The 12,525-nt window shown below is 51.4% G+C and carries 12 protein-coding genes; all 12 read left to right on the forward strand.

Going from position 1 to position 12,525, the window contains the following annotated elements; all coding sequences use genetic code 11:
- Window positions 1–49: 49 nt before the first annotated feature.
- The 12 genes from speG to ACXUPB_RS04960 all read left to right on the forward strand — a co-directional run bounded on the left by speG (window position 50) and on the right by ACXUPB_RS04960 (window position 12,451).
- Window positions 50–601 carry a spermidine N1-acetyltransferase gene (speG, locus tag ACXUPB_RS04905; RefSeq protein WP_035559158.1) on the forward strand — a complete coding sequence of 184 codons (552 nt, stop codon included), beginning with the start codon at window positions 50–52 and terminating at the stop codon, window positions 599–601.
- A 772-nt stretch (window positions 602–1,373) separates the two neighbouring features.
- Window positions 1,374–2,189 (forward strand): alpha/beta fold hydrolase, encoded by an 816-nt coding sequence (locus ACXUPB_RS04910; RefSeq protein WP_472955708.1) that lies wholly within the window; start codon window positions 1,374–1,376, stop codon window positions 2,187–2,189.
- A 29-nt stretch (window positions 2,190–2,218) separates the two neighbouring features.
- Window positions 2,219–2,980: a metallophosphoesterase gene (locus tag ACXUPB_RS04915; protein ID WP_179915693.1), complete on the forward strand. Its 762-nt coding sequence runs from the start codon at window positions 2,219–2,221 to the stop codon at window positions 2,978–2,980.
- 222 nt (window positions 2,981–3,202) lie between these two features.
- Window positions 3,203–4,138 (forward strand): 5-dehydro-4-deoxyglucarate dehydratase, encoded by a 936-nt coding sequence (gene kdgD / locus ACXUPB_RS04920; protein ID WP_472955711.1) that lies wholly within the window; start codon window positions 3,203–3,205, stop codon window positions 4,136–4,138.
- 84 nt (window positions 4,139–4,222) lie between these two features.
- Window positions 4,223–5,212, forward strand: a complete 990-nt coding sequence (locus tag ACXUPB_RS04925; RefSeq protein ID WP_472955715.1) for a TRAP transporter substrate-binding protein — start codon at window positions 4,223–4,225, stop codon at window positions 5,210–5,212.
- Window positions 5,213–5,288: 76 nt separating this feature from the next.
- On the forward strand, window positions 5,289–5,825 hold the full coding sequence (locus ACXUPB_RS04930) for a TRAP transporter small permease (RefSeq protein WP_472955717.1): 537 nt from the start codon (window positions 5,289–5,291) through the stop codon (window positions 5,823–5,825).
- Between the two features lie 3 nt (window positions 5,826–5,828).
- Window positions 5,829–7,109, forward strand: coding sequence for a TRAP transporter large permease (locus tag ACXUPB_RS04935; protein WP_035559168.1), 1,281 nt, complete (start codon window positions 5,829–5,831; stop codon window positions 7,107–7,109).
- 39 nt (window positions 7,110–7,148) lie between these two features.
- Window positions 7,149–8,285, forward strand: coding sequence for a mandelate racemase/muconate lactonizing enzyme family protein (locus tag ACXUPB_RS04940; RefSeq protein WP_472955720.1), 1,137 nt, complete (start codon window positions 7,149–7,151; stop codon window positions 8,283–8,285).
- Window positions 8,286–8,287: 2 nt separating this feature from the next.
- Window positions 8,288–9,148 carry an amidohydrolase family protein gene (locus tag ACXUPB_RS04945; RefSeq protein WP_035559172.1) on the forward strand — a complete coding sequence of 287 codons (861 nt, stop codon included), beginning with the start codon at window positions 8,288–8,290 and terminating at the stop codon, window positions 9,146–9,148.
- A 78-nt stretch (window positions 9,149–9,226) separates the two neighbouring features.
- Window positions 9,227–10,027, forward strand: a complete 801-nt coding sequence (locus ACXUPB_RS04950; RefSeq protein ID WP_035559174.1) for an NAD-dependent epimerase/dehydratase family protein — start codon at window positions 9,227–9,229, stop codon at window positions 10,025–10,027.
- Window positions 10,028–10,093: 66 nt separating this feature from the next.
- The gene (locus ACXUPB_RS04955) at window positions 10,094–10,849 is read left to right on the forward strand and encodes a FadR/GntR family transcriptional regulator (protein ID WP_035559175.1); all 756 of its coding nucleotides are present in this window, start codon (window positions 10,094–10,096) and stop codon (window positions 10,847–10,849) included.
- 27 nt (window positions 10,850–10,876) lie between these two features.
- A complete protein-coding gene (locus tag ACXUPB_RS04960; RefSeq protein WP_472955723.1) occupies window positions 10,877–12,451 on the forward strand; it encodes an aldehyde dehydrogenase (NADP(+)) in 1,575 nt (524 codons plus the stop codon).
- Window positions 12,452–12,525 lie beyond the last annotated feature (74 nt).

The raw sequence follows: 12,525 nt of genomic DNA on the forward strand, positions 1-12,525 counted from the left end.
TCAGTGGAAAACGAGTATTCTGAAGGGATATTCACAAGGATTGAGGGCCATGAGCCATACACTGTATTTACGGGCACTAGAGCGCAATGATCTGCGCTTTGTCCACGAACTCAATAATAATCAGAGCATCATGTCGTACTGGTTTGAGGAACCCTACGAGTCATTTGACGAGTTAGAGGAGCTCTATAACAAGCATATTCATGACAATGCAGAGCGGCGCTTTGTCGCCGAAGATAGCCACGGTACCGCGATTGGCTTGGTCGAGCTGATTGAGATCGACTACATCCATCGCAGTGCCGAATTTCAAATCATCATTGCTCCGGACCATCAGGGTAAAGGGTTTGCCCGTTCGTTGATTCGCCAAGCATTGCACTACTCCTTCACTATCCTAAACCTGCATAAGGTCTATCTCATTGTGGCGGTGGAGAACGTTAAAGCGATCCACCTTTACGAAGAGAGCGGTTTTATTGAAGAGGGGCATCTAGTGCATGAGTTCTTTATCAATGGCAAGTATCGGGATGTGAAACGTATGTATATCCTACAGGGCACCTATCTCGATCAACTTGATACCACCGAAGCGCCCGAATCTAACTGGCTGTGAACATAGCCAAAAAAAACGCCTCGCTGTGACGAGGCGTGATATGTAGCTGACATCGCAGGGTGCAAAACAGGGCTTACGCTTAGCCGAGATAGGCCTTGATCGCATCAAGCGCCGCACGCTGCTGTTGAGCACGTTTAGCCCAGACTTCCATAATATCGGCTTCCATCGACTGTCCGTGGTTGAGTGAGTGCTGCATGGCGACCGCTCCTTTTTCAGGGGTTAGGTGAAAAGCGTTGTAATTCACAGCTTATTTCTTATACACATGTTAGTTTTTGCAAAGCAGTATTTTAGCTGTGGGTAACGATAGTAAGGGCTTTTCCTGGCTACGGCTAGTTCAAAAGATGTAGGTGATTTGCTATTACGTGTAAGCATTTGCTTACAATTAAGCCATATATACCTCTAGGCAATTGAATGGAAAAGGTTTTCATAGACATAAAAAGCCGGGAGTTACCCCGGCTTCTGTGTTTATCTTTCAGTCTTAAGGGGATAAAGCACCTGAATTAACCTAAATAGGCTTTCAGCGCTTCTGCTGCGGCACGATTCCATTGGGCGTTCAAGTTCCAGAACTCTAGAACTTCTTTATCGCGTGCAGGGGGCGTTATTAGAAATGTCATATGTGGTCCTCCTAGTGGGACTACATATGGAGTATAGTCTCTTTATGCTGCGATGCAGCATAAAAATTGTTATAAAAACCTCTGGGTAAAGAGAAACAGGCTTAAAATAAAATATGTTATTGTTAATAAACGACTAAAGATAACGATAGTATCTTCTAATGACTTATCTCTCTTCCGCCTCGGTTGTACACCATGACAGCATGATAGACGCCCCAGGTGGGCGACTATTTGTACGTGCCTGGCAACCAGCCAGTGCCCAGTCCCTTGAACAAAGCCCTATCGTGCTGCTGCACGACTCACTAGGTTGCGTTGAACTATGGCGTAGCTTTCCTGCTGCGCTGTGTGCAGCCACCCATCGCACGGTAGTCGCCTATGATCGCCTGGGTTTCGGCCGCTCTGATGCCCGCCACGACACGTTGCCATTGAGTTTTATCGATGATGAACCAGCTCAAGGTTTCTCTGTCCTTCGTGATGCATTGGGTATTAAGCGCTTTATTGCCCTTGGGCATAGCGTAGGCGGCTGTATGGCTGTTCACTGCGCGGGGGTATATGCCGATGAGTGCGGTGGTTTGATTACCATCTCTGCCCAGGCGTTTAACGAAGCACGTACGCGAAACGGTATTGTGGGAGCCAAAGAGGTATTTCAGGCGCCAGAACAGCTTGCCAAGCTGGAAAGATATCATGGTGATAAAGCCCAATGGGTACTCAAGGCCTGGACAGAAACCTGGTTAAATCCAGCGTTTGAAAACTGGACATTAACGCCAGCATTGGCGCAGGTGACGTGCCCCAGCTTAGTGATTCATGGTGAGAAAGATGAGTATGGCTCGCACCGTCAGCCGGAGCGTATTGTTCGCTATATTAACGGCTCTGCACACGGCGAAATGCTGGCCAATATTCACCACGTCCCTCATCGTGAGTGTGAAGCCGATGTAGTGAGTCTGGTCAGCCGGTTTGTTGAATGTCGTTCACGCTAGCTACCGTGATGAAAGCCACAAGGAGCCTTATGCGCCTGCGTATTTTGTCTGATTTACACTTGGAGTTTTTCGATGGCAACCGCGAACTGCCAGAAGTGGATGCCGACGTGGTGATTCTAGCTGGCGATATTCATCGCGAGAGCGAAGGGCTTGCCTGGGCGCGTTACCGCTTCCCGGATATGCCTATTATTTATGTACCTGGCAACCATGAATTCTACGGCACGTGCATGCCGCAGCTGCGTGGAGAGTTGGCGCGCGAAGCCGAGCGCCTCAATATCGAGCTTTTGGATAATCGCGCGGTAACCCTCGACGGCGTGCGCTTTTACGGCACAACACTGTGGACGGACTTCGCGCTCTATGCCAATGACCCGACCCAAAACCCTGCCCATGCCGAGTCAAAAGCACTGCGTTATATGCCCGATTTCAAAATCGTCCAAACCTCTCCCGGCATAACGTTCACCCCGCTGGCGAGCCGCCAGCTACATGCTGAAGCGCTAGCATGGCTTGAAAGCCAACTGGCCCAACCGTTTGACGGCCCTAAGGTGGTGATCAGCCATCATGCACCGCTGCATGGGTGTATTCCTGGCCAATACCTAGGCGACGCGTTATCCCCCGCGTTTGCTTCAAACCTGCCGCACCTGATGGGCAAGATGGATGTGTGGGTGCATGGGCATGTTCATGAACCAATAGATATGTTGCGTAATGGTACGCGCGTTATCGCCAACCCCGGTGGTTATCCTTATGAGTTCACTCCTGAGCTATTTAAGCCAGATTGGGTGATTGACGTATAAAAAATTATTTATTTCATTGGGTTGCATCTATCTACTGGCTGTTTCGGGTGACTGTTTGGGTTTACGAAGAAGTTCTACTTTGGTTTAAGTTACGCTACTTTCGCTTGCGCCATATCGACTCGATACTTATCTTCCTAGTTGTATGATGTATTACATAAGATGTTGGCCAGCCGATGGAGCCTGCTCATTCAATGGTCAGCGCATTTACAAAGAGGGCGCAACGTGACGTTTTCAAGAGAAGCAGTAATCAATGCCATCGGTGATGGATTGCTATCGTTCCCCATCACGGACTTTGATAGCCAGGGCCGTTTTGATGAAGCGAGTTATCGTAAACGGCTCGAATGGTTTATTAGCCATGAAATTTCCGCAGTCTTCGTGGCGGGTGGTACGGGCGAGTTTTTCAGTCTCTCAATTGATGAGTATCGTGACATTGTTCGTGTTGCTGTTGAGGTAATCGACGGACGTTTGCCGGTAATCGCCAGCGCGGGGTTAAGCGTAGAGACAGGCAAAGCCTTTGCAAAAGCGGCAGAAGAGGCGGGTGCTGACGGCATCCTTTTAATGCCTCCCTACCTCACCGAGTGCCCGCAGGATGGCCTGGTTGAGTATGCTCGCCAGATCTGTGATGCCACCGCCGTCAACGTGATTTATTACAACCGCGGCAATGGCATTTTGACCGCTTCCTCTGTTCAGCAACTCGCCGATCACTGCCCTAATTTAGTGGGGCTGAAAGATGGCAAAGGCGATATTCAGGCACTCAACAAAATCGTCAAAACCGTGGGCGACCGGCTGGTGTATATCGGCGGTGTGCCTACGGCAGAAATTTTTGCTGAAGCCTATGTGTCCATTGGCGTGAATACTTATTCCTCAGCCGTTTTTAACTTTGTACCAGAAATGGCTGTCACGTTTTACAAGGAGTTGCGTAAAGGCAATAAAGACGTCGTGAAGCAGATTACCAACGACTTTTTTATTCCTTTCGTGGATCTCAGGGATCGAAAAGCAGGCTATGCCGTTAGCCTCATCAAAGCAGGTGCTGCCATTGTCGGTAGGCCAGCGGGCAATGTTCGCGCACCGCTGGTAATGCCAACCAACGAGGAGTGCCTGTTGCTTGAAGCCCTTATCAAGGTAGCAAAAAAGACTAATACGTCATTGATGCTATAAAACAGCATTAACTAATAAATAACTATCAATAATAAGAGGATGTTAGACATGCGTACACATAACAACTGCATGAGCGCAAGCCCTATGAAAAACCATACTTTAAAAACGTTAGCCCCCATTGCCAGCGTGGCTGTATTAGTCGCCATTGCGCTACCTGCCCAAGCTGAAGACTGGCGTGGCTGGAATATTCACCCTGACGGTTACCCCAATACCATGGCGCTAGAAGAGTTTGCCGACGCCGTGGCGGAGCAAACGGAAGGGCGCGTTAACCCACGTGTTTATAACAATGCGGTGCTGGGGGATCAGTCCGACGCTATCGAGCAAACCCGCAACGGGGCGCTGGATTTTGCTAATTTTAATATGGGGCCGATGGGCCCGATCGTTCCAGAAACCAATGTGTTCTCGCTACCCTTCCTGTTCAATGATGTTGAACATATGCATACGGTAATGGATGGTGAAATAGGTGAGCGTTTTGCCGACGCCTTAGAAGATAAAGGCTTGGTGGTGCTTTCGTGGTTCGATTCGGGTGCCCGTAGCATATATAACACTCAACGCCCTATTAAAACCCCTGAAGACGTTGAAGGCTTAAAGATTCGCGTGATGAATAACGATCTTTACGTCGACATGATTGCCGCCATGGGCGGTAACGCCACGCCGATGTCTTATGGTGAGGTGTACCAAAGCTTAACCACCGGCGTACTTGATGGTGCTGAAAATAACTATCCCTCTTTTGAGTCAAGCAATCACTATGAAGCAACGGGGTACTACTCATTAACCGAGCACTTGATTATTCCTGAGTGTCTGTGCGTGGCTAAATCCAGCTGGGAGGAACTCTCGGAAGAAGACCAGGAAATTGTTCGTGAAGTAGCCGAAGAGGCTTCCGCACGTCAGCGCGAGCTATGGGTGGAAAGCTCCGAAGAGAGTCGTCAGATTGTTCTCGACTATGGTGTTGAGATTAACGAAGTAGACGATAAAGCCGCCTTCCAGGCCCTTATGGAGCCTATGTATGAGGAGTTTATCGCCAACAACCCTGGCACGGGTGAACTGATCGCGGAAATTCGCGCCACCGAGTAATACTGACACCCATACGCTTCCGGCAGTTAGCTAGCGGTTACGTAGCCGCTGTCGGAAGTTAAAAAGGAAACGTGCCGTGAGTATCGAACTTGAATCGTCGGTCGATAAAGAAGACGCAGAACATAGCGGCTCACTGAATCGAATTTTAGATAGTGTTGCCAGTTTATGCATCCTGGTGGCGGGTATTTTGTTAGTTGCCTTGATTACTATCTTTGGATGGTTAGTCTTTGGCCGATATGTACTTAACAATACCCCTACGTGGGTTGAACAGGCCTCACTAGTGCTGGTTGTGTATATCACCTGTTTAGGCGCAGCGGCAGGTGTCAGGCATCATAGCCATCTTAATATCGATTTTATACGCGAGAGCTTTAGCGGCCCTTTACGTAGCTTAATGCATCACCTTGCTGACCTTTTTATTCTTTCCTTTGGCGGATTCATGGCCTTTCAGGGGTGGACATTAGTCATGTCAAACCTGAATAGAGCCATCCCGATGATAGGACTATCAGAAAGTTGGCGTGCAGCTCCCCTAGTAATATGTGGTGTATTAATCATGCTTTTTGCAGCCTCTGATATAGCGCAGCGCTTACTGACTCGAAAAGTTAAGAGGGTATAAACGATGGGTCTTATTATTCTTTTCGGGATCTTTTTCTTAGGCCTTATAGTTGGCGCACCGGTTGCTTTTGCTGTTGGTTTAGCTGCCGTTGTTACCTTCCTGTATGAAGGCTTGCCGCTGTTTGTGGCCTTTCAGCGCATTCTCTCCGGTATTTCCGTTTTTTCACTACTCGCAATTCCCTTCTTTATCTTTGCCGGTGAGCTAATGATGCACGGCGGTATCTCCACTCGCTTGGTGCGCTTAGCATCGGCGATGGTCGGTAAGGTGCGCGGTGGTTTGGGAATGGTGAATATCAGCTCTTCCATGCTGTTCGGGGGAATCTCCGGCTCGGCAGTAGCGGATACCTCTGCTTTGGGTTCTATCCTGATCCCGGTAATGAAAGAGAAAGGCTACGATGCCGACTATGCCGTCAACGTCACCGTGACATCATCAATTGCGGGTGTCGTGATTCCTCCTAGCCATAACATGATTCTTTATGCGGTCGCAGCAGGCGGTGGCATTTCCGTTACTCAATTGTTTATCGCCGGTATTGTTCCGGGAATTTTGATGTGCATAAGCCTAGCCGTTGCGGCCTACATCGTTGCGGTTAAACGCGGCTACAAAGGTGAAGCATTCCCTGGTTGGTATGCACTGATGATTAGTTTTGTCGCCTCGCTGCCTGGCCTGATGACGGCTGTAATAATCGTTGGTGGGGTGCTGTCAGGCATCCTAACCGTCACGGAGTCGGGCGCCTTCGGGGCTATCTATGCCATTGTGGTGACCGGTTTGGTTTACCGCGAATTGACCTGGGCATCGTTTAAGTCAGCCGTGATTCAAGCCGTAAAAACCACCTCGCTGGTGATGATATTGGTCGGGTGTGCATCGGCCTTTTCCTACCTGCTAGCGCTCTATAATGTTCCGGAAATGCTGACAACAGGCCTGATGGCTATTTCCGATAAGCCGCTGGTTATTTTCCTCATGCTTAATATCATCCTATTGATTTTAGGGATGATTATGGACATGGCGGCGTTAATTCTTATCTGTACGCCTATTTTTCTTCCGGTGGCCATGCAGTTCGGCATGGACCCGATCCAGTTCGGCATTATTTTAATGATGAACCTGGGGCTAGGGCTATGTACACCTCCCGTTGGGGCCTGCCTGTTTGTCGGCTGCGTGATCGGCAAAATCAAAATTGAGGAAGCAGTGCGCACTATTTGGCCGTTCTTCTTAGCGCTGTTTGTGGCCTTGATGCTGGTGACCTATGTGCCCGCTATCTCTTTGACGCTACCCAGCTTTTTTCAATAAGTCCGTTTGATTAAAATCGCTAACAAGGATAGACAGATCATGAAAGTCGTCGCTGTAAACACCCATATACTTGATTATCAGCTTGAGACGGCGTTTGAAAGTGCCTCTATGCATTTTTCGCGCCGCCAACACTGCTTAGTCGAAGTCATTTGTGACGATGGCACCATCGGTTGGGGCGAGTGCTTGGGGCCCGCGAAGCCTAATGCCGCCATTGTGGAGGTCTACGCCCAATCGCTCGTAGGCGAAGATCCTCTCCAAACAGAGAAAGTTTGGTTAACGCTCTATAACCGGTTACGCGACCAAGGTCAGCGTGGCTTAACCGTGACGGCCTTAAGCGGTATTGATATTGCGCTGTGGGATATTAAAGGCAAGCACTTTGGTGTACCTATCTCGACGCTACTGGGTGGACGTTTTCGCGACAGCGTGCGCGCCTACGCCACCGGCTCTTTCCGCCGAGAGGGCGTTGATCGCGTCACGGATATAGCTGCAGAAGTAGCAGGCTACCGTCGCGATGGTTTTCACGCCGTTAAGATAAAAATTGGCTTCGATGTCGAGGAAGATCTTGCGGTGATTGCCGCCGTACGTGATGCCCTTGGGCCGGATATGCGCATGATGATTGATGCCAATCACGGTTACGATTACTTGGAAGCCATTGAGCTGGGCAAGCGCGCCGCGCAATACGGTATCGATTGGTTTGAAGAGCCCGTTCTACCTGAACAAATTTCTACTTATGAAGCGGTTCGTGCCGGTCAGCCGATCCCTGTTGCCAGTGGTGAAAACTGGCATGGTCGCTATGCCATGCACGAGCCGCTGGCCCGTCGCGCCGTGGATATTGTGCAGCCGGATATCTGTGGCGTCGGCGGGTTCAGCGAAATGCGCCGGGTGGCGGATATGGCCGCCCTGCATGGCGTTCGCTTAGTACCACACGTATGGGGAACGGCGGTCTGTTTGGCGGCAAGCCTGCAGTTTATGGCCGCGCTACCGCCTAACCCACCACGCCGCAAGCCTATCGAGCCCATTATGGAGTTCGACCGCACTGAAAACCCCTTCCGCCAAGCCGTTGTACAAACCCCTTTAGAGCATCATCAGGGCGTGATGACGATCCCTGATGGCCCCGGGCTGGGGATTGAAATTAACCGTGATGCGCTATCCACCTATGCACTTAGGGAGAAGTAACGTTGTCTATCCCCGCCAATACACGTCCGCTAACAGGGCCGCCGCCTGCTTTAAAGGCGCCTGCAGGGGCAACCGATTGCCATATGCATTTATATTTGCCCGGCTATGAAGCGCAGGCGGGTGGCCCAAACATTGCCGAGTTGGCGACAGTGGCCGACTACCGCCAAGTTCAGCAGCGGCTTTCGCTGGAGCGCGTTGTGGTAGCGCAATCTAACGCTTACCAGTTTGATAATCGCTCGATTTTGCAAGGCGTGGCGGACATTGGGCAGGCGCGCGCCAGAGCGGTTGTGGCAGTCCCCACGGATATTTCTGAATCACAGGTTGAAACGCTACATGCTCAAGGTGCTCGGGGTGCCAGAATTATGCAGCTACCCGGTGGGGCCGTCGGGATGGAGGGGTTAGCCGCAGTGGAGGCGCGGGTAAAAGCGTTTGGTTGGCATTTAATGGTGCAGTTCAATAGCCATGAGATCGATAACTACATGGCCACGCTGCAAGCGATCGAAACCGATTACATCATTGATCACATCGGTAAATTTATGCCGCCGGTAGTTGCTGATGATCCTAGGGTAGCGCAAATACTAAGCTTGCTGGATCGTGGTAATGCATGGATAAAAATCTGCGGCGGTTATGAAACCAGTTTAAGCGGCGGGCCTGAGTATGCTGATGTTAGCCCGCTTGCTAAGCGGCTTATCCAGCATGCCCCTGAGCGGGTGATCTGGGGCTCAAACTGGCCCCATGTTGGCGTCCCCAGAGAGCAGTATCCCGACGATGCTGAACAGCTGGATGTCTTGCTGCATTGGGCCGATGAGAGTATTCGCCAAAAGATTCTGGTGGATAATCCTGCCGCGCTCTATGGCTTTTAAAACAGATGGCTTTTAAAACTGACGGCTTCTAAAACAACGCTTTATTTAATGGTTTATACAAAACAGTAAGGAGTTCTTATGTTAAATCGACTTTTAGTTACCGGTGCGGCGGGTGGTCTGGGCAACAGCTTGCGGCCTCATTTATCCAAACTCGCCAAGCATGTTCGTTTATCTGATATGGCTCCATTAGGCGAGGCGGGTGAAGGTGAAGAGCTAGTTCAAGCCGATCTTAGCGATATGCAGGCAGTCTCAGAACTGGTGCGCGACTGCGATGGTATCGTTCACCTAGGCGGCATGTCGGTAGAAAGCCCCTGGGAGGCCATTTTGCAGGCCAATATCATGGGCACTTATCACCTTTATGAAGCGGCCCGTAAACAAGGGAAGCCGCGGATTGTGTTCGCCAGCTCCAATCACGTCATCGGTTTTTATGAGCGCCATCAGCGTATCGATACCCAGGTAGTTCAAAAGCCGGATTCCCTTTATGGCGTTTCAAAATGCTTTGGTGAAAACCTCGCTAGCCTCTATCACGACAAGTTTGGTGTAGAGACGCTTAGCGTGAGAATTGGCTCGTGCTTCGATAAGCCTGTTGATACCCGCATGATGGCAACGTGGCTGAGCTTGGCGGATTTTGTCAGTCTTTTGCAGCGTGCTTTTGTGACGCCGAGTTTAGGGCATACAGTAATTTACGGCGCATCGGATAATGCTGAAAAATGGTGGGATAACTCCCATGCCAGCTTTTTGGGTTGGGCACCTAAAGACAGCTCAGAGCCTTGGCGGGAAGAGACCGAGCAGCTTGATCGGACCATTGATAGCAAGGATTTGGCTGTACGTTTTCAAGGCGGTAAATTTACTAAATCAGGGCACCCAGACGACGTTTAATAGTACTTATAAGTCCTGAGTTGTACGATATAATACAACTTTAGGCATTAATGAAGGACAGCTTTCATGGCCAAACCTAGCGCAACGGCATCTGCTCTAAAACCGCTTCAAGTAAGCAAAGTGACGCAGCAGGGCAGCTTGTCCGTTCACGTAGCTGACCAGCTGGAAGCGTTGATCACTCAGGGCAAGGTTGCGGTGGGGGATAAACTACCCACCGAGAACAGCCTGTGTGACTCCTTTGGCGTTAGCCGCACGGTAATACGCGAGGCGATTACCCACCTTAAATCGCTGGGGCTGGTGGAGACTCGACGGGGTGTCGGCACATCGGTGCTGCGCTCATCTACCGTAGAGGCGCGGCCTGCTGAGCGCATTAATCCGACCACCGTCGAAGATATCTTACATTTGCTGGAGCTACGTTTAACGCTAGAGCCCACTGCGGCTGAGCTGGCAGCATTACGTTACGATGATGAAGATCGTCAGCGACTCGAAGCGCAGCACGCTGCGTTTAGTAAAACGTACGCTGCCAAATCACAAGCGCGCGAAGAAGATTATCTTTTCCATTTTGCGATTGCCACAGCGACCAAAAATCCCTTCTTTCAATCCTTTTATAAGCAGTGGAGCCAGAGCGTCATTCCTCGCGCCAAGCTGTTAAGCATTGATATTAATCCGATCTCCTCTGAACGTTATTTAGAACGAGTGCAGGAAGAACACTCTTACATACTTGAAGCGATTCTTTCCCGCGATGCTCAAGCCGCCCGCGAAACGATGTTTCAGCACCTCAACCGGGCGCGCAACACGTATGCCCAGTATCGCGAACAGTGATATCACTGACCCTATAAGGAGCGACCCATGACGATTCGAGGCAAAATGCTAATTGGTCAACAAGCAGTGACCGGTACCCAAGCCAACATTCAAGCGGTGAATCCCGCCACCGGTGAAAAGCTAGCGCCCGTTTATGTGGGTGGCAGTCGGGCCCATGTTGAGCAAGCCTGCGAACTAGCCGAGGCAGCTTATAGCACTTATCGCGAAACGTCCCTCGAAGTGCGGGCGACGTTTCTAGAGACCATCGCCAGTGAAATTGAAGCCATCGGTAGCGAGCTGATTGAGCGCGCCATGGCCGAAACCGGCCTACCGCAAGCACGGATCGAAGGTGAGCGGGGCAGAACCTGCGGGCAGCTGCGCCTGTTTGCTTCGGTCGTACGTGCGGGTGAGTGGTTAGATGTACGTATCGATCCGGCAATGCCAGATCGCCAGCCACTGCCGCGAGCGGATCTGCGTCAGCGCCATATCGCCCTAGGCCCAGTTGCGGTATTCGGTGCTAGCAACTTCCCGCTGGCGTTTTCGGTGGCCGGTGGTGATGCCGCGTCAGCGCTCGCCGCTGGTTGCCCGGTCGTGGTGAAAGGCCACTCGGCGCACCCGGGTACCTCTGAGCTCGTCGGGCAGGCGATTCAAAAAGCCGTAAAAGCCTGCAATTTGCCGGAAGGTGTTTTCTCGCTGCTGTTTGGTGCCGGTAATGAAATTGGTCAGGCGCTGGTCGATGACCCGCGTATTCAAGCGGTGGGCTTTACCGGTTCGCGCAGTGGCGGCATGGCGCTGATGAAAACAGCCCAAGCACGCCCCCAGCCGATTCCGGTCTACGCTGAGATGAGTAGCATTAACCCCGTCTTCTTGCTGCCGGAAGCCCTTAAATCGCGTGGTAAAGCACTGGGTGAAGCGTTTGTCGGTTCGCTCAATATGGGCGCGGGGCAATTTTGCACTAACCCCGGTCTGGTTATCGCCATTAAAGGCCCAGAGCTTGACGCGTTCATTGAGGCGGCACGTGGTGCAGTGGCAGCCAGCGGCGCGCAGACCATGCTGACGCCGGGTATTCATCGCGCCTATCAAGAGGGCGTTTCCAGCCTGAGCGGCGCAGCCAACGTGCGTGAAATCGCCCGTGGCCAAACTGGCAGCGCCTATCAGTGCCAAACCGGTTTGTTTGCCGCCTCTGCGAGCGATTTCCTTGCATCAAAAGCGCTGCAAGCCGAGGTGTTCGGTGCCAGTTCATTGGTGGTTGAATGTGCCGATGCGGCTGAGGTTAAGCGCGTCGCTGAGCAGCTAGAAGGCCAGCTCACCGTTACGCTGCATATGGATGATGCGGATATCGAGGCTGCTAAAGCACTGCTGCCGACGCTTGAGCGTAAAGCAGGCCGTATTCTCGCCAATGGCTGGCCCACCGGGGTCGAAGTTTGCCATGCCATGGTGCACGGCGGGCCGTTCCCAGCAACGTCTGATTCGCGTACTACCTCGGTAGGTTCGGCGGCCATTCACCGTTTCCTACGGCCAGTATGCTACCAGTCATTACCAGAAGGCTTGCTGCCGGACGCGCTTAAAGAGGGTAATCCGCTGAAGGTTTCGCGGCTAGTCGACGGCAAACGCGAACTTTAAAAAATAGCTGTCATTATCGCGCATTCCACAAGCAGGCATTCATTGCCTGCTTTTTTAGTGCGGTTTTTAAAGGC

This window comes from Vreelandella sp. DA03-1M, from assembly GCF_055725665.1.